The organism is Amycolatopsis sp. Hca4, assembly GCF_013364075.1.
In the GTDB taxonomy this organism is placed as follows: Bacteria; Actinomycetota; Actinomycetes; order Mycobacteriales; family Pseudonocardiaceae; genus Amycolatopsis.
The window spans coordinates 4,179,485-4,202,647 of record NZ_CP054925.1; the positions used below are offsets into that span (position 1 = coordinate 4,179,485).

The 23,163-nt window shown below is 71.6% G+C and carries 21 protein-coding genes; 8 read left to right on the forward strand and 13 right to left on the reverse strand.

The window, feature by feature from the left end:
* Positions 1-392: 392 nt before the first annotated feature.
* The 12 genes from HUT10_RS18160 to rsmD all read right to left on the reverse strand — a co-directional run bounded on the left by HUT10_RS18160 (position 393) and on the right by rsmD (position 8,946).
* Positions 393-827 (reverse strand): helix-turn-helix domain-containing protein, encoded by a 435-nt coding sequence (locus HUT10_RS18160; RefSeq protein WP_176172307.1) that lies wholly within the window; start codon positions 825-827, stop codon positions 393-395.
* Positions 828-882: 55 nt separating this feature from the next.
* Positions 883-1,749 carry a bifunctional DNA-formamidopyrimidine glycosylase/DNA-(apurinic or apyrimidinic site) lyase gene (gene mutM / locus HUT10_RS18165; RefSeq protein WP_176172308.1) on the reverse strand — a complete coding sequence of 289 codons (867 nt, stop codon included), beginning with the start codon at positions 1,747-1,749 and terminating at the stop codon, positions 883-885.
* A 44-nt stretch (positions 1,750-1,793) separates the two neighbouring features.
* On the reverse strand, positions 1,794-3,149 hold the full coding sequence (locus tag HUT10_RS18170) for a polysaccharide lyase 6 family protein (protein WP_176172309.1): 1,356 nt from the start codon (positions 3,147-3,149) through the stop codon (positions 1,794-1,796).
* A gap of 93 nt (positions 3,150-3,242) precedes the next feature.
* Positions 3,243-3,992: a ribonuclease III gene (gene rnc / locus HUT10_RS18175; RefSeq protein ID WP_176172310.1), complete on the reverse strand. Its 750-nt coding sequence runs from the start codon at positions 3,990-3,992 to the stop codon at positions 3,243-3,245.
* Positions 3,993-4,005: 13 nt separating this feature from the next.
* Positions 4,006-4,188 (reverse strand): 50S ribosomal protein L32, encoded by a 183-nt coding sequence (gene rpmF, locus HUT10_RS18180; protein ID WP_003090635.1) that lies wholly within the window; start codon positions 4,186-4,188, stop codon positions 4,006-4,008.
* A gap of 72 nt (positions 4,189-4,260) precedes the next feature.
* A complete protein-coding gene (locus HUT10_RS18185; protein WP_176172311.1) occupies positions 4,261-4,863 on the reverse strand; it encodes a DUF177 domain-containing protein in 603 nt (200 codons plus the stop codon).
* A 78-nt stretch (positions 4,864-4,941) separates the two neighbouring features.
* Positions 4,942-5,670: a DivIVA domain-containing protein gene (locus HUT10_RS18190; protein WP_176172312.1), complete on the reverse strand. Its 729-nt coding sequence runs from the start codon at positions 5,668-5,670 to the stop codon at positions 4,942-4,944.
* Between the two features lie 110 nt (positions 5,671-5,780).
* On the reverse strand, positions 5,781-6,479 hold the full coding sequence (locus tag HUT10_RS18195) for a hypothetical protein (RefSeq protein WP_176172313.1): 699 nt from the start codon (positions 6,477-6,479) through the stop codon (positions 5,781-5,783).
* Complete coding sequence (locus HUT10_RS18200) at positions 6,479-6,979, reverse strand: SigE family RNA polymerase sigma factor (protein WP_176172314.1); 501 nt, start codon at positions 6,977-6,979, stop codon at positions 6,479-6,481. The genes HUT10_RS18195 and HUT10_RS18200 overlap by 1 nt, the downstream gene beginning before the upstream one ends.
* 64 nt (positions 6,980-7,043) lie before the next feature.
* Positions 7,044-7,727 (reverse strand): ribonuclease domain-containing protein, encoded by a 684-nt coding sequence (locus HUT10_RS18205; RefSeq protein ID WP_176172315.1) that lies wholly within the window; start codon positions 7,725-7,727, stop codon positions 7,044-7,046.
* 129 nt (positions 7,728-7,856) lie between these two features.
* Positions 7,857-8,342, reverse strand: coding sequence for a pantetheine-phosphate adenylyltransferase (coaD, locus tag HUT10_RS18210; protein ID WP_176172316.1), 486 nt, complete (start codon positions 8,340-8,342; stop codon positions 7,857-7,859).
* Between the two features lie 43 nt (positions 8,343-8,385).
* A complete protein-coding gene (gene rsmD, locus HUT10_RS18215; protein WP_176172317.1) occupies positions 8,386-8,946 on the reverse strand; it encodes a 16S rRNA (guanine(966)-N(2))-methyltransferase RsmD in 561 nt (186 codons plus the stop codon).
* A 124-nt stretch (positions 8,947-9,070) separates the two neighbouring features.
* Here rsmD and HUT10_RS18220 point away from each other — a divergent pair, with 124 nt between their 5' ends.
* Positions 9,071-11,185 (forward strand): ATP-binding domain-containing protein, encoded by a 2,115-nt coding sequence (locus HUT10_RS18220; RefSeq protein ID WP_176172318.1) that lies wholly within the window; start codon positions 9,071-9,073, stop codon positions 11,183-11,185.
* Positions 11,186-11,793: 608 nt separating this feature from the next.
* Here HUT10_RS18220 and HUT10_RS18225 read toward each other — a convergent pair.
* Positions 11,794-15,564 carry a hypothetical protein gene (locus HUT10_RS18225; protein ID WP_176177885.1) on the reverse strand — a complete coding sequence of 1,257 codons (3,771 nt, stop codon included), beginning with the start codon at positions 15,562-15,564 and terminating at the stop codon, positions 11,794-11,796.
* 199 nt (positions 15,565-15,763) lie between these two features.
* Here HUT10_RS18225 and HUT10_RS18230 point away from each other — a divergent pair, with 199 nt between their 5' ends.
* The 7 genes from HUT10_RS18230 to HUT10_RS18260 all read left to right on the forward strand — a co-directional run bounded on the left by HUT10_RS18230 (position 15,764) and on the right by HUT10_RS18260 (position 23,161).
* On the forward strand, positions 15,764-16,756 hold the full coding sequence (locus tag HUT10_RS18230; RefSeq protein WP_217709622.1) for an LLM class flavin-dependent oxidoreductase: 993 nt from the start codon (positions 15,764-15,766) through the stop codon (positions 16,754-16,756).
* Positions 16,757-17,219: 463 nt separating this feature from the next.
* On the forward strand, positions 17,220-18,014 hold the full coding sequence (locus HUT10_RS18235; protein WP_176172319.1) for an ABC transporter permease: 795 nt from the start codon (positions 17,220-17,222) through the stop codon (positions 18,012-18,014).
* A 3-nt stretch (positions 18,015-18,017) separates the two neighbouring features.
* A complete protein-coding gene (locus tag HUT10_RS18240; protein WP_176172320.1) occupies positions 18,018-18,869 on the forward strand; it encodes an ABC transporter permease in 852 nt (283 codons plus the stop codon).
* Positions 18,866-20,140: an MCE family protein gene (locus HUT10_RS18245; protein WP_176172321.1), complete on the forward strand. Its 1,275-nt coding sequence runs from the start codon at positions 18,866-18,868 to the stop codon at positions 20,138-20,140. The genes HUT10_RS18240 and HUT10_RS18245 overlap by 4 nt, the downstream gene beginning before the upstream one ends.
* Positions 20,137-21,141: an MCE family protein gene (locus tag HUT10_RS18250; protein ID WP_176172322.1), complete on the forward strand. Its 1,005-nt coding sequence runs from the start codon at positions 20,137-20,139 to the stop codon at positions 21,139-21,141. The genes HUT10_RS18245 and HUT10_RS18250 overlap by 4 nt, the downstream gene beginning before the upstream one ends.
* Complete coding sequence (locus HUT10_RS18255) at positions 21,138-22,130, forward strand: MCE family protein (protein ID WP_176172323.1); 993 nt, start codon at positions 21,138-21,140, stop codon at positions 22,128-22,130. Before HUT10_RS18250 ends, HUT10_RS18255 begins: the two co-directional genes overlap by 4 nt.
* Positions 22,127-23,161, forward strand: a complete 1,035-nt coding sequence (locus HUT10_RS18260) for an MCE family protein (protein ID WP_176172324.1) — start codon at positions 22,127-22,129, stop codon at positions 23,159-23,161. The genes HUT10_RS18255 and HUT10_RS18260 overlap by 4 nt, the downstream gene beginning before the upstream one ends.
* The last annotated feature ends 2 nt before the right edge of the window (positions 23,162-23,163 follow it).

Below are 23,163 nucleotides of genomic sequence, written 5' to 3' on the forward strand. Positions count from 1 at the left end.
CGGCAGAGCGCCACTGGTTGCGCGGCCGGGGAAAATCCGACGTGCGGACCCGGCCGGCGGTTCCCCACAGCGGGCTCGGCGGTTCGCGACGATACCCGGACGGCCTCGGGACGCGAGACGTGGTGCCCCGCGGACAACTTCGCGCGGACACTGCGAGCTCGCGGCGGCTGCGCGCCATCCTGCCGCAGCCAGACCCGATTCCCGCGAGCCTGCCCACGCCACCGGCGCGGCGTTGGTTCGCACACCTACCGCCCCTCCCGGCAGTCAGGCCCGATCCCCCGCGAGCCCGCCGACCCCACCGCCTCGCCGCGACCGCTCGCAAGCCCCATCGCCGACCCGCCGCAGCCGACCGCAATCCCCTGCCGACACCGGGCCCACCCGGGCGGCGACCCTCAGCCCTCCCTCTTCGGGGTGCCGCGGCCGGCCTCCCTTCGGGCTATTGCGTCGATCATGTCGCTGATCGTGTCCAGGCCGTCCGACGACAATGTCACCGCGCGCAGCGCCAGGTCCCTCACCCCCGCGTCGCGCAACGCGCCCAGCAGGGCCAGCTCCTCCGCGATCTTGCGGCTCTGCTCGTCGTCGAAGAAGTACGCCGGGGGGACTCCGAAGAACTGGGCCAGTGCCTCGAGGTGGCGCTTGGTCGGGTTGTCGCGGCGGCCCGTGCGCAGCTGCCACAGGTACGTCGTCGAAAAACTCTCGCCCGTCGCTTCGCGGCAGGCCTTCGCCACCTCTTCGTTGCTGTACGGCTCCCGATCGGGCCTGCGGACCACGTGGAACAGCCGGTCGATCTTGTCGGCCAGTGTCGACTTTCCGGGCTCCTTGACCACGATGCACTCCCTCAGCTACCAGGCATATTCATCCTAGCTGAAAGGCAAACCCCCGTTATCTACCCGAGTTCGGCCGCCGCTGGCACCGCGGGCACGAGAACGACGAGCGGTTCATGAACGGCTCCCGCCGGATCGCCGTGCCGCAGCGGTGGCACGGCAGCCCCTCCTGGCCGTACGCGTCCAGCGAGCGGTCGAAGTACCCCGACTGCCCGTTCACGTTCACGTACAACGCGTCGAACGACGTGCCGCCCGCGCCCAGGGCCGCGTTCATCACGTCCGACGCCGCCGTCAGCAGCTCGCGGCCCTTCGCCATGGTCAGCTTCTCCGTCGGGCGGGACCAGTGCAGGCGGGCGCGCCACAACGCTTCGTCCGCGTAGATGTTGCCGATGCCCGACACCAGCGTCTGATCCAGCAGGGCCCGCTTGACCTCCGTGCGCCGCGACCGCAGCGCGCGCACCGCCGTGTCGAGGTCGAACTGCGGGTCCATCGGGTCGCGGGCGATGTGGGCGATCGTGTCCGGCAGCAGCACGTCGCCGCCGATGTCGCTGAGGTCGTCCAGCGCCAGGCCGCCGAACGTCCGCTGGTCGACGAAGCGCAGCTCCGGCCCGTCGTCGTCGAAGCGCAGCCGGACCCGCAGGTGCTTCTCGTCCGGCGCGCCCTCCGGCTGGACGAGCATCTGCCCGCTCATCCCCAGGTGGGCCAGCAACGCCTCCTTGTCGGACAGCTCCAGCCACAGGTACTTGCCCCGCCGCCGCGCCGCTTCGACGCGGGTGCCGGCGAGCCGCAGCGTGAAGTCATCCGCGCCCAGTGCGTGCCGGCGGATGGCGCGCGGGTGCAGGACCTCCGCCTCGCGGATGGTCCGCCCCGCGACGTGCGCCTGCAGACCCAGGCGGACCACTTCGACCTCGGGAAGTTCGGGCATGCCGCCATTGTGCCCGGGGGGTCCGACAGTTTTCGGAAAGGCACCTACGGCGCGGTGGGGCCGACGTCGGCCTTCGTCAGCGGAACGCGGGTCGTCCCCGAGGCGAAGTACTCGTCCGCGCCGACGTCGAAGGTGCCCGAGCGGGCCTGCAGGTCGAAGTCCTTCGCCGCGTACGGGTACGACCCGGCACCGGCGTCGATCGCCGGGCTGCCGGACGAAAGCCGGTACAGCCCGGCGGCGTCCTTGACCAGCTTCGGGTCGACGCTGCGCGACGGGATCCCCGCCGTGCCGCCGAAGGTGATGTTGCCCTCGTACTTCACCGTCGACCCGCTGGGCAGCGTCACCAGCGTCCCGGACGTTCCCTTGACGATGTTGTCCGCGACCACGCAGTCCTTCGGCTTGAAGTTCCCGCCGTCGCCGTCGATGACGCTGCTCGACCCGATCACCGTGTTGTAGGCGACGGTGTCGCGGTCCGGCCGGTCGTGGAGCTTGCTCGTCGGCCCGCTGTCGGCTTCGTCACCGGAGCCGAACACGATCGCCCGCCCGCCGGAGTTGGCGACGTAGTTGCCGACGATCTTGTGGTCGTTGCCGTGGAACCGGATGCCGGAGCCGAACAGCACGTTCCTCTCGACGGTGCTGCGGTTGCCGTGACGCAGCACGATGTAGCCCCGGCTGTCCCGGATCGTGTTGTCCCGCACCACGTTGTCGGACGACTTGACCGAGATCGCCTCGCTGTCGCCGTCGGCCTTCTCGAAGAGGTTGTTCTCGATCAGCGCGTTCGCGGTGTACGACTGGCGGTCGCTCAGCCCCAGCCGGATCGACTCGCCGCCGTTCGAGCCGGAGAACTGATGGTTGTAGAAGTAGTTGTGGTGCACGTGGACGCGCTTCGCCATCGCGCCGGAGGGGCCGAGGATCTGCAGGAAGACGCCCTGGCTGGTGCGGTTCTGGAAGACGTTGCGGTCGACCACCGTGTCGTCGCCGCTGACCGTGACCCAGTTCCCGTCGGCGGTGAGCTGGAAGTCGTTGCGGGTCAACCGGTTGTTCGACGCGCCCGCGGGCACCGACAGCGAAGCGCTGCCGCGGAACTTGAACCCGCGCAGCACCACATTGGAGACGCCTCCGGAGAAGGAGAACGTCTTCGAGCCGGTGATCGTCGCCGCGCCGGTGTGCTCGGCGGCGATCGTCACGGGCGCCGAAGCGGTGCCGGACCGCTTGATCGACAACGTCGAGCCCGCGGAGTACGAACCGTCGGCGAGGACGATCGTGTCACCGGGGTTCGCCTTGTCCATCGCGGACTGCAGTGCCGTCAGCGAGGTGACGCGGACCTGCGCGGCCGACGCCGGCGAACCGGGGACGACGACGAGCGCCGCGGCGATCAGGGGTACGAAGAACAGACGCATCCGCCCAAACCTCTCCATCGAGTACGAGCGCGCGGCGGATGATCAACACGCTACGGAGGGAAGGGCGGTGCCGTCAACGGGGGTTCCCGCTGATCAGGACTCCGGTTCGGCCTGCTTCTGCGCCTCGAGTTCGGCGGACAGCGAACGCCAGGCCGTCTCGGCGGCCTTCTGCTCGGCTTCCTTCTTCGTCGACCCGGTGCCGTGCCCGAGCGGGCGGCCGGCGACCAGCACCGTGGCCGTGAACTCCTTGCGGTGGTCCGGCCCGGTGTCCTCGACCTTGTACTCGGGCACGCCGAGTCCGGCCGACGCGGTCAGCTCCTGCAGGCTCGTCTTCCAGTCGAGGCCGGCACCGCGCAGCGGCGCTTCGGCGAGCAGGCCGTCGAAGAGGTGGTGCACGAGCTTGCGCGCGATCTCGATGCCGTGTTCCAGGTAGACGGCACCGATCACCGCTTCCAGGCCGTCGGCGAGGATGCTCGCCTTGTCCCGGCCGCCGGTGAGCTCTTCGCCCTTGCCCAGCAGCAGGTGTGCCCCGAGGCCGCCCTCGCCGAGCCCGCGCGCGACCCGCGCCAGTGCGTGCATGTTGACGACGCTGGCGCGGAGCTTCGCGAGCTGCCCTTCGGGCAGGTCGGGGTGTGTGTTGTACAGGTGATCGGTGACGACGACGCTGAGCACGGCGTCACCGAGGAACTCCAGCCGCTCGTTCGGCGGCAGACCCCCGTTTTCGTACGCGTACGAACGGTGGGTCAGCGAAAGCCGGAGCAGCTCGGGGTCGAGAGTGACCCCGAGCGCTTCGAGCAACGGCGCCGGATCGGCTGCGGGTCCCCCGGGCGTCTTGCCCCCCATGTCGGCTACCCGATCAGGCGGGCTCGACGACCTGGCGGCCGTTGTGCTGGCCGCACGACGGGCACGCGACGTGCTGGAGCTTCGGCTGCTTGCAGGCGCGGTTGGAGCAGGGCACCAGCTGCACCGGAGCCGCCTTCCACTGGCTGCGGCGGGAGCGCGTGTTGGATCGCGACATCTTCCGCTTCGGGACGGCCACGAGTGAATCTCCTTATGACGGTCTGCTCGCGGTCGTGCGAGCGAACTTTCCTCCGGAACGAGCTGGCGCTCGTCAGGCTTGCTCAGCGGGGCCCGGCGCAGGCTTTTCGCCCGCGTTCTCGTCGAATCGCTCCACGAGTGCGGCCCACCGAGGATCTATCTTCTCATGCCCGTGTCCGGGCTCGAGATCGGCCCACTTGACGCCGCAGTCCGTGCAGAGCCCGGCGCAGTCCTCGGTGCACAGCGGAGCCAGCGGCAGGGCCAGCACGACGGCGTCGCGGACGATGGGCTCGAGATCGATCCGGTCGTCGACCAGCCGGGGGATCTCGTCCTCTTCGGTGGTCTCCTCGGTGGCCGACCCCGGGTAGGCGAACAGCTCCTGGACCTCGACCTCGACCTCTTCGGTCAGCGGGTCGAGGCAGCGGGCGCAGGTGCCCTTCGCGGTCGCGCGGGCGGTGCCGCTGACCAGGACGCCTTCCACGACGGACTCGAGCAGCAGGTCGAGTTCCAGCTCGGAGCCGGCTTCGATGGTGATGACGTCGGGGACGCCGAGCGGCGTCTCCACCGGCACGCTGCGCCGGACGGCGCGGCTGAGGCCGGCGTGACGGCCGAGCTCACGGGTGTCGATCACCCACGGGCTGCGGTCGTCGAGCTGGGGGGTCTTGTTCTCGGACATCCCGTCCAGGGTACGCACCGGTCGCCACCCCTTTTGAGCTGGGACACCCCGCCGGGCGGGTGACGGCCGAGAGCCTTGTCACACCTGGTAGTCGTAGAGCGTCGGCCGTCCGCCCGAGCTGGGCAGGTTGGCCGGCGAGCGCAGGTGGTTGCGGCCCGAGTCCACCGTCCGCAGCGTGGTGGCGAGCAGCTCGGAGAACTCCGCCAGCTTGCCGTCCACGTACGCGTCGCACTCCGCTCGCTGGCGGTCGGCCTCCGCGTGGGCCTCGTCGACGATCCGGGCCGACTCCGCGTGGGCCGCCTGGACCACCTCGGTCTGGGCCACCAGCCGGGCCTGCTCGGCGCGGCCGTCCTCGATGGCCCGGTCGTAGGCGTCGCGGCCGGCCTGGATCATCCGTTCGGACTCCGCGCGGGAGCGGTCGGTGAGGTTCTGGTACTCGGCCTGGCCCGCCGCGACCGTGCGGTCGGCCTGGTCGTGGGCGTCGGCGAGCATCTGCTCGGCGCGGGCGCGGGCGTCGGCGAGGATGCGCTCGGCTTCGTCGGTCGCGTCGGCGATCGCGCGCTCGGCCTCGGCGTTCGCGCCCGCCACCGTCTCGCCCGCCTCCTTGCGGGCGGCGTGGATCAGGTCGTCGCGCTTGTCGAGGACGTCCTGGGCGTCGTCGACCTCCGCCGGGAGGGCGTCGCGGACGTCGTCGAGGAGTTCGAGCACGTCGCCGCGGGGCACCACGCAGCTGGACGTCATCGGGACGCCGCGCGCCTCCTCGACGATGGTGACGAGCTCGTCGAGCGCCTCGAAAACCCGGTACACGGCAACTCCAATCCCCTGTCGCTGTGAACCAGTCTGCCCGCATCGGGCGCCGAAGCGGTGAACGCGACCGGCGCCGGGCGTGTCCCCCGGGACCACGCCCGGCGCCGGAGTCACCCGGACAGCGTGAAAGCCGGATCGGTGATCACCTTCACGAGCTGCTCCTCGGTCAGCTGCACCGAGTCGGCGGCGTCGTCGGCGGCGTCCAGGATGGTCACCGCCGAGCCGTCGGCCCGGCGGAGGACGCCGTTGAGGCCGCGGAGCTTCACGAACGACTCCTCGCTGACGTAGGCGGCCTCGGACACCAGCAGCACGGCCCCGGCGGGCTGGGGGATCCGATCGCAGCGCAGCCCGGCGGGATTCAGCTCCGAGCAGGACCGGGCCACCGGCACGTGGTCGCCCGGCGACCGCCTGCCGTAGACCGTCAGCTGGAAGGACCCGGGCTGCCCGGACGCGTCGGCGAAGGTGGCGGTCACCGCCATCCGGGCGGGGCCGATGGCGTCGGCGGGCGACGTGCCGACCGTCAGGTTCCGCACCCCGGGGTACAGGCCCGTCACGGCGGCGGCGAGCGCCTGCCGGATTCTCGCCTGCTCGGCGAGCGAAGGCGGGGACGGCGGACCGGCAGCCGGCACCGGCCCGGGAGCGAACACCACCACGGCCGCGACGGCCGCGGCGAGCGCGAAGGTGCCGGCGATCCCCACGTGCCGCTGCCGGACGTGCCGGGCCGCGCGGTCGGCGACCTCGTCGGTGTCGAAGCCGAGCGGCGGCTCCGGGACGGCCACCTCGCGCAGGCGGGTTTCGAGGTCGGGCATCACGCGCTCCTCTCCGCGCTGTGCTCCAGCACGCCCCGGAGCGTCTCGAGACCGCGTGCGGCCTGGCTCCGGACCGTCCCCTCCGAGCAGCGCAGCACCTCGGCGACTTCGGCCGCCGGGAGGTCGGCGCAGTAGCGGAGCACGACGGCGGCGCGCTGCTTCGGCGGGACTTCGGCGAGGGCACGCAGGAGCGGATCGGAAATCCCGGTCTCGGGAGCGGACGCGGGCCGGTCCGGCACCACGCCGTCACGGCGTTCCCGGCGCCGCCACGGCCGCCGCTGCTCGTCGAGCCAGCAGCGCAGCAGGACCTGCCGGGCGTAGTTGTCCACCGGCCCCCGCCGGGTGATCTTCGGCCAGACCCGGTACAGCTTGAGCAGCGTCACCTGGACGAGGTCCTCCGCGAGGTGCCAGTCGCCGCAGAGCAGGTACGCCGTCCGCCTCAGCGCGCTCGCGCGCGCCCGGGCGAACTCCCGGAAGTCCGCGTCGTCCGCAGCCCGCATCGCGCCTCCTCGACCGTCATCCGGTGTACCTCACGGACGAGGGGGCGCGACGCGTTGCACGGGATCAGGAATTCAGGTCGATCCTCTTGAAGGTCGCGTAGTGGTCGGGCGTGTAGGCCAGTTCGCCGGCCTTGCCGGAGATCACGCGGTCGTTCGTGCCGACGGTGAAGAGCTTGTAGTAGCCGGAGGCGCACGACGGCAGCACGCCTTCGCGGTTCTCGTAGGTCGTGCCGGTGGCCGTGCCGCTGCGGACGTTGCCCACCACGGTCTTCGCGGCCGAGGACAGCTGCGAGTAGCCGATCTTCGCCAGGCCGGAGAGGTCGCCGCACGCGTGCGTGCCGCCACCGCCGATGTCGATGAGCTTGAAGGTGGCGTAGTGGTCGCCGGTGTAGAAGTACTCGCCGGCGCTGCCGGTCACGATCCGGCGCGTGCCGCGGGTGCTCGAGCCCGGCGTCGGCACCGTGTACTCGTGGTAGTAGCCCGACGCGCAGGCGGGGAGGATGCCCTCGCGGTTGTCGAAGACGACGCCGTCGTTGTTCGGGTACGGGAACGGCCCGTCCGTCTGGATCAGGTTGTACGTCGTCGTCGCTTCCGCCGGCAGCGCGGAGAGCGTCGTGTGCGAGAAGCCGGACAGGTTCCCGCAGGCGTTCTGCGCGGCGACGGCCGGAGACGGCGTGGCGGTCCCGGCGAACAGCGTCGCCAGGAGCGCAAGCAGGACGGCAGCCAGGCGCGATCGGTAGTTGGTCATTTTCGGACCGTAACCCGATCGAATGATCGTCAGGAGACGCCGACGTGAACTCCCGCAGCTCGGGGCCGAAGTCCCGACGAACGGAGGGGGCCGAACGACGGGAACCGGACACGCGTCCCTTGTGGAGGGTCAGCCGCCGAGCTTCGGGAACTTCTCCGAGAGGCGCTCGTAGACCGTCGGCGGCACGAACCGCTCGATGTCGCCGCCGAGCGCGGCGATCTCCTTGACCAGCGAGCTGGACACGAAACCGTACGCCGGGTTGTTCGCCATCAGCAGCGTCTCGACGCCGGTGAGCTCGCGGTTCATCTGCGCCATCTGCAGCTCGTAGTCGAAGTCGCTGACCGAGCGCAGGCCCTTGACGACCGCCGCGATGTCGTTGTCGCGGCAGTAGTCGACCAGCAGGCCCTCCCACGAGTCGATCCGCACGTTGCCGAGCTTCGCGGTGATCTCACCGAGGATCTCGAGCCGTTCGGAGACCTCGAAGAGCCCCTTCTTCGACCGGTTGACCCCCACCGCGACGACGACCTCGTCGAACAGCCGGCTGGCCCGCTCGATGATGTCGAGGTGGCCGTTGGTGGCCGGGTCGTAGGAACCGGGACAGACCGCACGCCGCATGGCGCGGACGCTACCGTGCCGGAGCCGGTTTCCGCCGCGTGGTTCACGCCACAGCCGTGAACTCCGCCCAGAAGACGGCCGTGTCGCCGTACTTCTTCGTCCGGGTCGGCTCGAAGCCCGGCGGCCAGTCCGGCTCGCCGTCGCGGGCGGCCCGCTCGACCACCACCAGCGCCGACGCCGCCAGCCAGCCGCCCGCGCCCAGCGCGGCCAGCACGGACCCGAGCGCGGCCGCGTCGACGGCGTACGGCGGGTCGGCCAGCACGAGGTCGAACGCCGAGGGCGCGGGGGCCGCGACGACCGCCTCGACCTGCCCGGCCCGGACGGTGCCGCCCAGGCCCAGCGCCGCGACGTTGCCGCGCAGGACGTCCACCGCCCGCCGGTCTGACTCGACGAACAGCGCGTCCGCCGCGCCGCGCGAGAGGGCTTCGAGACCGAGGGCACCGGAGCCGGCGTAGAGGTCGAGAACGCGGCTGCCGTCCAGCTCGCCGGCCGTCTCCAGGGCGTTGAACAGGGCTTCCCGCACGCGTTCCGATGTCGGCCGGGTGCCCTTCGGCGGCACCTTCAGCCGCCGCCCGCCCGCCGTCCCGGCCACGATCCTGGTCACCCCCCGATTGTGCGGGGGAGGCACACCGCGCGGATGACCGGGACACGGGTGTCCCCGCCCGGGCCACCGCGTAGAGTCGTTCTTCGCCCTCGGAGGCGATCCCAAAGCTGTCAAGGAGCCATGCGTGTCCGAACCTCGGGTCAGACGGGCCGAGATCGCCATCGAACAAGCCCACGTCGATCGCGTGTACACCCGTCTGGACGAACTGAAGGCCCAGGCCGAGGCGATGCGTACGAAGGGCTACGAGATCGGCCAGGGCGCGCAGCGCGAGGCGATCTTCGAGCAGGCGTCGATGCTGTTCGAGCGCGACATGATGGTCCACCACGCCAACCAGACGCTGCAGACGCTCGACGCCGAGTACGAGGGTCTCGTCTTCGGCCGGCTCGACCACCTCGACTCCGAGCGGGTGTACGTCGGGCGGCTCGGCATCCGGGACGCCGAGTTCGACAACCTGGTCACGGACTGGCGCGCGCCGGCCGCGGCGGCGTTCTACCAGGCCACCGCCGAGGAGCCGATGGACGTCGTGCGGCGGCGGGTGATCCGCTGCTCCGGCCAGAACGTCCTCGACGTCGACGACGACGTGCTGATCGCCGACGCCGTCCCCGAGGACATGCAGATCGTCGGCGAGGGCGCGCTGATGGCCGCGCTCGGCCGCTCCCGCGGCGAGAAGATGCGCGACATCGTCGCGACCATCCAGAAGGAGCAGGACGAGGTCATCCGGGCGCCGTGGCGCGGCGTCACCGAGATCACCGGCGGGCCGGGCACCGGCAAGACGGCGGTCGCCCTGCACCGCGCGGCCTACCTGCTCTACCGCTACCGGCGGCAGCTCGGCGGGGCAGGCGTGCTGGTCATCGGGCCGTCGGGGGTGTTCACCAGCTACATCTCGCGGGTCCTGCCCTCGATGGGCGAGACGAACGTCGAACTGCGTGCGTTGGGCGAGGTCCTCGACGGCCTGGAGGCGACCCGGCAGGACGCGGCGCCGCTGGCCGCCGTCAAGGGGTCGCTGCGGATGCGGAAGGTGCTGCTGCGCGCGCTGCGCGACACGCCGCCGGAAGCACCCGAGGAGATGCGGATCGTCTACCGCGGCGAAGTGCTGAAGCTGAACGCGCGCGAGCTGGAGAAGGTCCGTCGCAAGGCCCACACGCAGGGCGCGCCGCCGAACCGGTCGCGGATCCGGGCGGCGGAGCTGCTGCTGGATGCTCTGGCCGCGAAGGCCGAGGAGCACGCGAAGGACGACGGCAGGCAGCTCGACCGGGCCGAGCTGATCACCGACCTCGGCGAGCGGATCGACTTCCACCGCTTCCTGGTCGTCTGGTGGCCGGTGCTGTACCCGGCGCAGATCCTCAAGTGGCTGGGCGACGAAAAGCGCCTGGCCGCGGCGGCCAAGGGCATCCTGAACCGGCCGGAGATCGCGATGCTGGCCGCGGACTTCGCGGACCGGTCGCGGGGCTGGTCGATCGCGGACGTGGCGCTGCTGGACGAGCTGCGCGTGCTGGTCGGGCCGCCGCCGAAGCGCAAGCGCCGCCAGGTGATCGAGGTCGAGCCGCAGCGCTCGGGCGGGGCACCGACGCGGCCGGAGCACTACGACGAGTACTCGCACGTGGTCGTCGACGAGTCCCAGGACCTGTCGCCGATGCAGTGGCGGATGGTGGGCAGGCGCGGCAAGTACGCGAGCTGGACGGTGGTCGGCGACCCGGTCCAGAGCTCCTGGCCGGACCCCGCGGAGGCGGCCTCGGCCCGCGACCAGGCCTTCGGCGTCAAGACGGCGCGGAGGCGGTACACGCTGCGCACGAACTACCGCAACTCGGCGGAGATCTTCGACCTGGCGGCGAAGGTCGTGGCGAACCACGCGGAGTCCGGCGAGCTGCCGGTGGCGGTCCGCCGCACGGGGGTGGAGCCGGAGGTCCGCCCGGTGGAGGCGGCGGGGCTGGCGTCCGCGACCCAGGCGGCGGTGAAGGAGCTGCTGGGCGCGGTCGAGGGCACGGTCGGCGTCATCACGGCGATGGACCGGGTGCCGGAGGTCACGGGCTGGCTGGCCGGCCAGGCGGACGAGCGGCTCAAGGTCGTCGGCAGCCTGGACTCGAAGGGCCTGGAGTACGACGCGGTGGTGCTGGTGGAGCCGGTGGACCTGATCAGCGAGTCGACGACGGGCCGCCGGGTGCTGTACGTGGCGCTGACCCGGGCGACGCAGCAGCTGATCGTGCTGGCCTCGGACCCGGACTGGATCCCGTCCGCTTGAGCTCGGTCCGGCCGGCGCGCTCGGCCCGGGTTCGCCCGGCGCCGTCGCGGCCCCGGCTCGGGCCGGCGCGCCAGCCAGGCTCTGTCCCGCACGGCGGCAAGGCCCCAGCGGATCGCGCCGGCTTCGGCCCGGACCTCGGTTCCCCCACCGCTTGACCGCGGCTCGGCGTGGGCCTCGGCTCGCGGCCCGGCTCGACGAGCCACAGCCCAGCGCGTGCCTCGGGCTCGCGGCTCGGGCTCGCCAGGCGGCCATCCCGCCCGCGGCCCAGCCGGTGGTCGGCGCGAACCGAGCTTGCGTTCGGCGAGCGCGGCCCCGGCTCCAGCTCGGCGAGCCACCCCAGCCCCCCGCGAAGACCCGAGCGCCCCGGCGCGGCTCGGTGGCGGGGAGGCGTGCGAACCGCGTCGGGGCGCTCTTGCCGGGGGCCGGTCAAACGCTGAAGGGCCCCTTCGCGGGGCGGGGAGGCGGGTTTCCCGTGCCCTCGAAGGAGCCCTTCAGACCCCCGGTGAAATGAACGTCGTGGGGACGACATCGTCCGAGGGCATGTCTACTCGATCCGGGTTGTTCGGTGTCCGCGCTCACCCACCGAACAACAACGCCGAACAACCCGGTCAGGGGCAGGGCGGGGTGTAGCCGAGGTCCGGGAAGCTTCCGGTCCACTCAGTCTCGCTGATCCGGGGCGACACCGCCGCGCAGATCCGCTCGGCCGCGCGGTCCGGGTCGCCCTCCCAGAAGCGGATCGTGCCGTCCGCTCCCGCGCCCGCCAGCGTGTGGCCGTTCGGCGCGTACTGGGCGGCGTACACGCGGTCGCGCTGCTCGGGCAGGACCGCGTACGGCGTCGCCGCCGCGACGTCCCACAGGCGGATCGTGCGGTCGTAGCTGCCCGAGGCCAGCGTGCGGCCGTCGCCGCCGAAGGACACCGACATGACGACGTCCGTGTGTCCGGCCAGCACCGCCGGGGGCGGTACGTGCGCCGGGTCGGTGACGTCCCACAGGCGGACCATGCGATCCGCGCTCGCCGTGGCCACATGCCTGCCGTCGGGGCTGTAGGCGATCGAGAAGATCGTGTCCGTGTGGCCCGCCAGCTTCGCCAGCGGCCGCGGGGCCCGGGGCGCGGAGATGTCCCAGAGCCGCGCGGTGTGGTCCCAGCCGGCGGTGGCGAGCGTCCGGCCGTCGGGGCTGAAGGCGAGCGTGTGGACGTCGTCGTCGTGGCCCTCGAGCTTCGCGATCTCCACCGGGCGCAGGCGGTCGGCCAGGTCCCACAGCCGGGCCGTGTGGCCGTCGCCCGCCGTGGCCAGCAGGCGGCCGTCCGGGCTGAACGCGACCGCGTCGATGTCGTCGTGGGTCCGGTTGAACACCACCGACGGCCCTGGCTTCGCCGGGTCGGTGATGTCCCGCAGCGTCATCGTGTGGTCCCAGCTGCCGGTGGCCAGGGTGCGGCCGTCGGGGCTGACGGCGACGCCGCAGACCGCGTCGCCGAACCCGCCGATCGTGGCCAGCTCCCGCGGCGCGCGCGGGTCCGCGAGGTCGTGCAGCCGCACTGTCCGGTCGTAGCTGCCGGAGACCAGCAGCTTGCCGCCGTTGCCGTAGGCGACGTGGCACGCCTGGGCCGTGTGCGCGGGGATGGCGGGACCGGGCAGGTCCCAGAGCCGGGCGGACTGGTCGTCGCTGGCCGTGGCGAGCGTGCGGCCGTCGCGGGTGAACACCGCGGAGACGACCGCGCCGGTGTGCCCGGGCAGCGACTGCAGCTCGCGCGGCTGCTTCGGGTCGGCGACGTCCCACAGCCGGGCCGTGCGGTCGAAGCCGGTGGTGGCGAGCGTGCGCCCGTCCCCGGCGAAGGCCACCGAGCGCACGATCGCCTTGTGCGTGGTCAGCGACGCCAGCGCCACCGGGTGGGCCGGGTCGGCGATGTCCCACAGCCGCGCGGTCTGGTCCTGGCTCGCCGTGGCGAGGACGGGCCCGCCGGGGTTGAACGCGACCGAGTGCACGACGTCGGTGTGCCCGGCGACGACGCCGAGCTGCGTCCGCGAAGCGACGTCCCAGATGCGCGCGGTCTTGTCGGCCGACGCCGAGGCGAGCAGCCTGCCGTCGCCGCTGAAGGCGAGGTTGTTGACGTAGGAGGTGTGCCCGGTCAGCTCCCCCGACGGCCGCGGGTGGGCGGGGTCGGTCGTGTCGTAGAACCGGATCGTGCCTTCGACGTCGGCGGTCGCCAGTAGCGGCCCGGCCGGGCTGAAGGCCACCGCGTAGGCCTTGCCCTCGTGCTTCTCGATCGTGGTGCCGGGGCCCGGGCGCGCCGGGTCGGAGACGTCCCAGACGCGGACGGTGCCGTCGAAGCCCGCGGTGGCGACGGTCCGGCCGTCGGCGGCGAAGGCGACGTTGTTCACGTTGCCCTGGTGCCCGGCGAGCACGCCGAGCGGCGCCGGGTGGTGCGGGTCGTGGACGTCCCAGAGCCGGGCCGTGCCGTCCCAGCTGGCCGTGGCGATGACCTGCCCGTCCGGCCGGAGTGCGACGGTGTTGATCCGGCCGGTGTGCCCGGTCAGCCGTGTCGCGTACGGCGAGCCGAACATGCCGAGCAGGCCGCTGCGTTCCTCGGCGCCGGGATCCAGGCGGTACGCGGCGAGGGCGAGCTGCGCGGCCAGCGCCGGGTTGGTGGCGCGCATGGCCAGCGCCTGGCCGGCGACCTTCTGGGCGAGCGCGTCGTTGCGCTGCTCGGTGGCCGTGGTCTCGGCACGCACGGCGTAGACGGTGGCGGCCACCGCGAAGACCAGCAGCACCGCCAGCAGGGCGACCAGCTGGCGCAGCCGGCGGGTGCGGCGGCGGTCGCGTTCCTCCTCGGCGTGCTCGACGGCGAGGCTCGCGTCGAGGAACCGCCGCTCACGCCGGGACAGCGCCGAGTCCTGGTGCGCGGCCCACTCCCGGGCGATGGCCAGCCGGGTGCCGCGGTAGAGCCAGCCGGGGTCCTCGTCGACCGACTCCCAGGCCCCGGTCGCCTCGGTGAGCTGCCGGTGCACGCGCAGGCCTTCCCGGTCTTCGGTGAGCCACTCGCGCAGCCGCGGCCAGCCGCGGATGAGGGCTTCGTGGGCGATCTCGATGCCGGTGTCGTCGAGGGTGACCAGCCGGGCCGCGGCCAGCTCGCCGAGGACGACGGCGGTGTCGGGGTCGTCGGCGTCGAGCTCGGCGCGGCCGATGCGCCGCTTGGTGTCTTCGGTGCCTTCGCCGAGCGCGGTCATCCGGAGGAAGATCTGGCGCGCCAGCCGCTGCTGGCGCGGGGAAAGTTTCGCGTACGTGCCTTCGGACGTCTGCGCGATGGCCCGCTCGATGCCGCCGGTGGACTCGTAGGCGGTCAGGGTCAGCGTGGTGCCGCGGCGGCGGCGCCACGTCTCCAGCAGCGCGTGCGAAAGCAGCGGGAGCACGCCGGGCTGGCCGGTGGCGTCGGCGACCAGGCGGGAGACCAGTGCGGTCTCGACGCGGTAGCCGGTGTCGACGGCGGGCCGGGTGATCGCCTGGCGGAGCTCCTCGGTCGTCATCGGGCCGACCAGGACCTGGGCGTCCTGCATGGCCTCGGCGAGCTCGGCGTGCCGCGCGCAGTGGGTGTAGAAGTCGGTGCGGATGCCGAGGACGACCCGGGTGCGGCTGCCGGGCTCGGTGGTCGCGGTGACCAGCGCGTCGAGGAAGCGGGCCTGCTCCTGGTCGTCCTGGCAGAGGGTGAAGACCTCCTCGAACTGGTCGACGACCAGCACGACGTCCTCACCGCCCTCGTCGGCCAGCTGGCGGGCGGCGAGGCCGAGGTTGCGCGGGTGCGCGGCGAAGTCGTCGAGCAGGGCACCGGGCGCGACGCCGAGCGCGGCGGCGAACTTGACCGCGCACTCCTGCAGCGGGCGGTGCCCCGGGGTCAGCAGCACGGCCGGGCCCTTCACCGAAGGCAGCAGACCGGCCCGCAGCAGGGAGGACTTCCCGGAGCCGGAGGCGCCGAGGACGGCGAGAAAACGCTGTCTCCCGAGTCGTTCGACGAGCTTTTCGACGAGTCGTTCGCGACCGAAGAATCGACCCGCGTCGGCGGGGGTGAAAGCGGCCAGCCCGACGTACGGCGGAATTTCCCCGGATTCCGGCTCGGGCGGTGAATCGGCACCCTCGGCGCGCGACTCTTCGGCGACCGCGTGCCAGCGTTCCTCCCATTCACCCGGTACCCCGCCACAGGCCCGGACGTAGGCCAAGGTCACCGCCAGGCTGGGGAGTTTCCGCCCGCCGGCGGCCTCCGACAGCGTGCCGGCCGAGTAGTGCGCCCGCCGTCCGAGCTCGCGGTAGGTCGGATTCCCGGCGCTCTCCCGCAACCGCCGGAGATCGGCGGCGAATTCGGTCAGCTGATCGTCTCCGGGATCCAACGGTCGCTCGGGACGCGGCACCCCGTCCTCCTGTTGTTCATTTTCCGGTTCGCCCACCGTAGCCAATCCCGCGCGGCCGGGTGCGGAAATCGGAACTCCGGTCCGCACCGGTCGCGCGGAGACCGGCGGCGCGGGGCGTGAAGGTCGTCACAGACGACCCTCGGGAAGCATTGGCGGCACCGGGGCGTTGACCCCGGTTGTGAGCTCACTGCCTGACGTGCCGCTGTCCGTGCTCGACCTGTCCCCCATCTCGGAGGGGAACACCGTCGGCGAGACGCTGCGCAACACCCTGGACCTCGCCCGCGCCGCGGAACGGCTGGGCTACCGCCGCTACTGGCTGGCCGAGCACCACAACATGCCCGGGATCGCCAGCTCCGCCACCGCCGTGCTGATCGGGCACGTCGCCGACGCCACCGAGCGCATCCGCGTCGGGTCCGGCGGGGTGATGCTGCCCAACCACGCGCCGCTGGTCGTCGCCGAGCAGTTCGGCACCCTGGAGGCGTTCCACCCCGGCCGGATCGACCTCGGCATCGGCCGCGCGCCCGGCACCGACCAGCGGACCGCGCTCGCCCTGCGGGGGCCGGGCGGGCTGTCGGCCGAGAACTTCCCGGAGCACCTGCAGGAGCTGATCGGCTACTTCACCCATTCGGAGGCGCGCGGGGTCAACGCGGCCGTCGCCGAGGGCAACCAGCCGCCGGTGTGGCTGCTCGGTTCGAGCGGCTTCAGCGCCCAGCTCGCCGCCCGGCTCGGGCTGCCGTTCTCCTTCGCGCACCACTTCGCCGCCGAGAACACCATCCCGGCCGTGCAGCTCTACCGCGACAACTTCCGGCCCGGCGTGCTCGACGAGCCGTACGTGATGCTCGGGGTGTCCGTGGTCGCCGCCGAAACCGACGAGCGCGCCCGGTTCCTGGCCGGCCCGAGCGGGCTGACGTTCCTCAGCCTCCGCCGCGGCCGCCCGATCGCCCTGCCGACCCCGGAAGAGGCCGCGGAGTACCCGTACACCGAAATGGACCGCGCGTTCCTGGCCGAGCGCTTCGGGTCCAGCATCGTCGGCTCGCCCGAAACCGTCCAAAAGGGACTCGAGCAGCTGCTGGCCGACACCGGCGCGGACGAGCTGATGGTCACCACGATGGTCCACGGCCACGCCGACCGCGTCCGCTCCTACGAACTCCTCGCCGCCCTCAAGTCCTGACCGTGCGGGAAGGGTCGACACGCGTGATCCGGAGGTCGACACGCGTGATTGGAGGGTCGACACGGCGGGGCCCACGGTGCCGCGGCGTGTCGTCTCCCTGATCACGCGTGTCGACCCTTCAGACACGCGTGTCGGCCGTTCCGGTACGCGGGAATTGACAAAGCCGGACGTATTGTCAAGGCCGGGTGCGGGCGGAGCGGGAGTTCTTTTCCTTCGTTGACAACAAGATCAGGTCCGTTTGTCATTGCCGGACAAGAAATGCTCGGTTACCAGCCCGTGACCCCGTGATCCTGCTCAAGTTCTTGTCTCCCAGCAAGGCCGTCGTTAGCGTACCGACCAGTAGGAAACGGCACGGTGCCCCCGAGACCGTGAATGGCCGGCAATTGTTACTCCGTTCGGTCCATTTTCCATTGGCCTTCTCGGGCGTATTCGTCGTGCCGCCGAAACCGCTGGAGGCACACGAATGGCCGAACGGACGACGACGGCGTCGTTCCCGGGGGCGGCCGCACTGCGGCAGACCGGACGGCTCTACGGACTCGGCCTCGACGTCGTCCGGCTGACCTTCCGGCGCCCGTTCCAGGTGCGCGAGCTGATCCAGCAGTTCTGGTTCATCGCGAGCGTGTCGATCCTGCCGACGGCGCTGGTCTCGATCCCGTTCGGCGCGGTGATCGCGCTGCACATCGGGTCGCTGACCACGCAGATCGGCGCACAGTCGTTCACCGGCGCGGCGAGCGTGCTCGCGATCATCCAGCAGGCCAGCCCGATCGTCACGGCGCTGCTGATCGCCGGCGCGGGCGGCAGCGCGATGTGCGCCGACCTCGGTTCCCGCACCATCCGCGAAGAGATCGACGCGATGGAGGTGCTCGGCGTCTCGCCGATCCAGCGCCTGATCGTGCCGCGGGTGCTCGCCGCGATGGGCGTCGCGATCTTCCTCAACGGCATGGTCAGCGTCGTCGGCGTGCTCGGCGGCTACTTCTTCAACGTGATCATGCAGCACGGCACCCCGGGCGCCTACCTGGCGAGCTTCTCGGCCCTGGCGCAGCTGCCCGACCTGTGGATCAGCGAGATCAAGGCGGTCATCTTCGGGTTCGTCGCCGGGGTGGTCGCCTCCTACCGCGGCCTCAACCCCAAGGGCGGCCCGAAGGGCGTCGGCGACGCGGTCAACCAGTCCGTCGTGATCACGTTCCTGCTGCTGTTCGTGCTGAACCTGATCCTCACGACCGTCTACCTGCAACTCGTCCCGCCCAAGGGGAGCTGAGAAGTGACGACCACGGACCTCCCGAGAGCGGCTCGGGTACGCGAGGCCGTCGACCGCCGGTTCGGCTTCCTCGACACCCTCGGCGACCAGATCCTCTTCTTCCTCCGCGCCATCGCGTGGACTCCGCGGGCCCTGCACCGCTACCTGCGCGAAGTCGTCCGCCTGCTGGCCGAGGTCAGCTTCGGCAGCGGCGCGCTGGCCGTCATCGGCGGCACGGTCGGCGTGATGATCGGGATGACCGTGGCCACCGGCACGGTCGTCGGCCTCCAGGGTTACTCCGCGCTCAACCAGGTCGGGACGTCGGCGTTCGCCGGGTTCGTCTCCGCCTACTTCAACACCCGCGAGGTCGCGCCGCTGGTCTCCGGGCTCGCACTGAGTGCCACGGTCGGCTGCGGCTTCACCGCCCAGCTCGGCGCGATGCGGATCTCCGAGGAGATCGACGCGCTGGAGGTGATGGGCATCCCCAGCGTCCCGTACCTGGTGACGACCAGGGTGATCGCCGGTTTCCTCGCCGTCATCCCGCTCTACGCGATCGGGCTGCTGTCGAGCTACCTCGCCTCGCGCCAGGTCACCGTGTGGTTCTTCGGCCAGTCCGCCGGCACCTACGACCACTACTTCCTGCTGTTCCTCCCGCCCGGCGACGTGCTGTGGTCCTTCGGGAAGGTGCTGGCGTTCAGCGTCGTGGTGGTGCTGGCGCACTGCTACTACGGCTTCCGCGCGAGCGGCGGGCCGGCCGGCGTCGGCGTCGCGGTGGGCCGCGCGGTGCGCACCGCGATCGTCGCGATCAGCGTCCTCGACTTCTTCCTCTCCCTCGCGATCTGGGGCGCGACGACGACCGTGCAGGTGGCCGGATGAGCCGGGAAACCCGCCGCAAGGCCGGGATCCGCACCGCGGGCGTGCTGTTCCTCGTGGTGATGGGTGCGCTGGTGACGCTCTCGATCAAGGTCTACGACAAGGACTTCGTCACCACGGTCCCGGTCACGCTCAAGGCGAGCCGGATCGGCAACCAGCTCTCCCCCGGCGGCCAGGTCAAGGCCCGTGGCGTGCTCGTCGGCGAGATCCGCGGCGTCCGGGCGACGCCGCAGGGCGCCGAGATAGCGCTTGCTCTGGAACCGGGCAAGGTGGACATGCTGCCCCGCAACGTCTCCGCGCTGCTCGTGCCGAAGACGCTGTTCGGCGAGCGGTACGTCCAGCTGTCCATCCCGGACGGCGAGCGCGCCCCGCACCTGGTCGCCGGCGACGTCATCGAGCAGGACCACTCGGCGAACGCGGTCGAGCTGGAACGGGTCTTCGGCAACCTGCTGCCGGTGCTGCAGGCGGTCCAGCCCCAGAAGCTGGCCACGACGCTGACCGCGGTGTCCACGGCGCTGGAGGGACGCGGCGAGCAGCTCGGCAAGACCATCGGCACCGCCGCGGACTACCTCGAGCAGTTCAACCCCGACCTTCCGCAGCTGACCTCGGACGTCCGAGACCTCGCCTCGGTTTCCCGGCTCTACGGCGACATCGCGCCCGACCTGCTGGACGCGCTCACCGACTCCGCCGTCACGCTCAACACGGTCAAGGAGAAGCAGGCCGACCTCGCCGGGGTGTACCAGCAGGTGACGTCGTCGTCCCAGGAGGTCGCCGCGTTCCTGGCCCGCAACCGGGACAACCTCATCTCCCTGGCCGCCGACAGCCGCGCGCCGCTGGAGGTCGCGGCGAAGTACTCCCCCAGCTTCGCCTGCACGATCGGCTCGCTCAACGCACTGAGGAAATCCATGGACAAGGTGCTCGGCGCGGGCACGGACGAGCCGGGCTTCCACGCCGAAGTCTCGGTGACCGCCAACAGCGGCAAGTACCTGCCCGGCCGGGACGACCCGCGCTTCACCGACAGCGGCGAGCCCCGCTGCTACCCCTCCGGCGTCGCCCCCACCGCCGGCACCGCGGCCGCGGCCCCCGGCACCACCGGGCACCCGCTGCTGACCGGCGGCCAGGGCGACCTCGGTGTCGCCAACTCGCCGCAGGAGGAGCAGCTGCTGTCCACCCTGGTCGCGCCGTCGATCGGGGTGCCCACCGGCGAGGTCCCGGCCTGGAGCAGCGTGCTCGTCGGCCCGCTCTACCGCGGCACGGAGGTGACGCTCAAGTGAGGAACATCGCCGCCCCGCTGGTCAAGAGCCTCGTCTTCATCGCCGTCACGGCGCTGGCGACGGCCCTGCTGGCCATCTCGATCACCAACGCCGGTGTCGGCGCCACCGAGCGCTACACGGCCAAGTTCCTCGACGCCACCGCGCTCAACGTCGGCGACGACGTGCGCATCTCCGGGGTCCGCGTCGGCCAGGTGGAGTCCCTGGAGATCGGCGACCGCAACCGCGCGGTGGTCGGGTTCTCCCTCGACCAGGGCCGCCGGCTCCCCGCCGACGTGCACGCGGTCATCAAGTACCGCAACATGGTCGGCCAGCGGTACGTCGCGCTGGAGCGCGGGACCACCGGCACCCGGGACCAGCTGCCCCAGGGCGGCGAGATCCCGCTGGACCGCACGACCCCCGCGCTGGACCTCACCGACCTGTTCAACGGCTTCAAGCCGCTGTTCCAGGCGCTGTCGCCCAACGACGTCAACGAGCTCTCCGGCGAGATCGTCCAGGTGCTGCAGGGCGAAGGCGGCACCGTCGAGAGCCTGCTGCAGCACACCGGCTCGCTGACCACCACCCTCGCCTCGCGCGACAAGGTGATCGGCGAGGTGATCGGCAACCTCAACGACGTGCTCAAGACGGTCAACGGCAAGGGTGACGCGCTCGCGAACCTGGTGTCCACCCTGCGGCAGCTGGTGTCCGGCCTGGCCGGTGACCGCGCCGCGATCGGCGACGCCATCAGCGGGATCGGCGCGCTGACCGAGTCCACCGCCGGCCTGTTCGAGCAGGCCCGGCCGCCGCTGAAGGACAGCATCGCCGGCCTGAAGGGCGTCGCGGGCACGCTGGCCCAGAACCAGTCCGATGTGGACAGTTTCTTGACGAACCTGCCGGTGAAGTTCAACGAGATCGCCCGGACCGCGTCCTACGGCTCGTGGATGAACTTCTTCCTCTGCCGCGCCACGCTCGAAACCACGCCCCAGCGCGGCGTGTTCGTCCCCACGCAGAGGTGCGAATCGTGAAGTCCTTCAAGGAGCGCAACCCGATCGTCCTCGGCGTGATCGGCAGCGTCGCGCTGGCCGCGCTGCTGACCGTGACGTTCAACTACGACAACCTGCCGATCGTCGGCGGCGGCACCACCTACGAGGCCGAGTTCTCCGAGGCCGCGGGCCTGCAGCCGGACGACGAGGTGCGGATCGCCGGCATCAAGGTCGGCGAGGTCCGCGACGTCCGGCTGGCCGACGACCACGTCCTGGTCTCCTTCCGGGTCAAGAACGCCTGGGTCGGCGACCGCACGTCGGCCGAGATCAAGATCAAGACGTTGCTGGGCCGCAAGTTCCTCGCGCTCAACCCGACCGGTGACGCCGTCCAGAACCCGGACCAGCCGATCCCGCGGGCCCGGACCGTCACGCCCTACGACGTCACCGACGCCTTCAACGGCCTCGCCGACACCGTGGGCGCGATCGACACCAAGCAGCTCGCGGACAGCTTCACCACGTTGTCGGACACCTTCCGCAACTCTCCCGAGCACGTCCGCAGCGCGCTCGACGGCCTGTCCCGGCTGTCCAAGACGGTCTCCAGCCGCGACAGCCAGATCGCCGACCTGCTGGCCAACGCCCGGAAGCTGACCACGACGCTGGCGAACTCCAACGACGACTTCGAAAAGCTGATCGGCGACGGCAACCTGCTGCTCACCGAGCTCAACAGCCGCCGGGACGCGATCCGCGAGCTGCTGACCGGCTCGGCGCGGCTGGGCGAGCAGCTCAGCGGGCTGGTGCGGGACAACACCGACGCGCTCAAGCCCGCCCTGCAGTCGCTCGGCCAGGTCACCGACCTGCTCAAGCGGCAGAACGACAACCTCACCAGGGGCCTGCAGCTGGCCGGCCCGTACTTCCGGGTGCTCACCAACACGACCGGCAACGGCCGCTGGATCGACGCCTACCTCTGCGGGCTGCTGCCCGAGAACCACGACCCCTGCACCCCGCCGAAGAACCCGGGAGGGGCGAAGTGAGCGCGTTGACCACCACCCGCGCCGGCGTCCTGGCGAGCCGTTTCGTCGCCGCCGCGCTGCTGCTCGCCCTCGTCGTCTCCGCGGCGCTGTGGTGGGTGTTCTCCGGCTCCGGCCAGCACCACGTCACGGCCTTCTTCACCCGCGCGGTCGGCGTCTACCCCGGCTCGGACGTCCGTGTGCTCGGCGTCCGGATCGGCCAGGTGGACAAGGTCACCCCGCGCGGTGACCAGGTGCAGGTCGACCTGAGCGTCGACGGCTCGGTCGGCGTCGCCGAGGACACCACGCTGCTGGTGATCGCCCCCAGCGTCGTCGCCGACCGGTACCTGCAGTTCGCCAAGCCGGCCCGCGGCGGGCCGCGGCTGCCGGACGGCGCGACGATCCCGGTCCAGCGCACGGCCACCCCGGTGGAGCTCGACCAGCTCTACGCCAGCCTGGACACGATTTCGAAGGCGCTCGGCCCGGACGGCGCCAACGCACAGGGCGCGCTTTCGGACCTGCTTAAGACCGGCGCGCAGAACCTGCAGGGCAACGGCCGCGCGTTCAACGACAGCGTCCGCAACTTCGCCCAGCTGGCCCGCACGCTGGCCGGCAACTCGAGCGACCTGTTCGGCACGGTCGGCGAGCTGCAGCAGTTCACCACCATGCTGGCCACCAACGACAGCCAGGTGAGCAACGTCAACCAGCAGCTGGCGCAGATCTCCGGCACGCTGGCCGCCAACAGCGGCGACCTGGCCAAGGCGCTCGAGGGCCTCGGCCGCGCGCTGGCCGACGTCCAGGGGTTCATCCGCGACAACCGCGGCGCGCTCAAGGCCAACGTGGACAACTTGGTGACGACCACGCAGACCCTCGTCGAGCAGCGCGCGGCGCTGGCCGAGACGCTCGACGACGTCCCGCTCGCGGTGTCCAACGTGCTCAACGCGGTCGACCCGGCCACCGGGCAGCTGCGGGGCCGCGGCAACTTCGACTACTACCTCCAGCCGCTGCCGCTGCCGGTCACCGGCGACGTGTACACGAACGGAGGCGGGCGGTGAAG

What these genes read in the sequence shown, in the direction of transcription:
- HUT10_RS18185 (WP_176172311.1), bottom strand. Translation starts at nt 4,863, where the DNA reads ATGTCCGAGAACAAGACCCCCCAGCTCGACGACCGCAGCCCGTGGGTG.
- HUT10_RS18200 (WP_176172314.1), bottom strand. Translation starts at nt 6,979, where the DNA reads ATGCGGGCTGCGGACGACGCGGACTTCCGGGAGTTCGCCCGGGCGCGC.
- HUT10_RS18235 (WP_176172319.1), top strand. Translation starts at nt 17,220, where the DNA reads ATGGCCGAACGGACGACGACGGCGTCGTTCCCGGGGGCGGCCGCACTG.
- rnc (WP_176172310.1), bottom strand. Translation starts at nt 3,992, where the DNA reads ATGGGGGGCAAGACGCCCGGGGGACCCGCAGCCGATCCGGCGCCGTTG.
- HUT10_RS18195 (WP_176172313.1), bottom strand. Translation starts at nt 6,479, where the DNA reads ATGCCCGACCTCGAAACCCGCCTGCGCGAGGTGGCCGTCCCGGAGCCG.
- HUT10_RS18245 (WP_176172321.1), top strand. Translation starts at nt 18,866, where the DNA reads ATGAGCCGGGAAACCCGCCGCAAGGCCGGGATCCGCACCGCGGGCGTG.
- HUT10_RS18170 (WP_176172309.1), bottom strand. Translation starts at nt 3,149, where the DNA reads ATGCGTCTGTTCTTCGTACCCCTGATCGCCGCGGCGCTCGTCGTCGTC.
- HUT10_RS18205 (WP_176172315.1), bottom strand. Translation starts at nt 7,727, where the DNA reads ATGACCAACTACCGATCGCGCCTGGCTGCCGTCCTGCTTGCGCTCCTG.
- mutM (WP_176172308.1), bottom strand. Translation starts at nt 1,749, where the DNA reads ATGCCCGAACTTCCCGAGGTCGAAGTGGTCCGCCTGGGTCTGCAGGCG.
- coaD (WP_176172316.1), bottom strand. Translation starts at nt 8,342, where the DNA reads ATGCGGCGTGCGGTCTGTCCCGGTTCCTACGACCCGGCCACCAACGGC.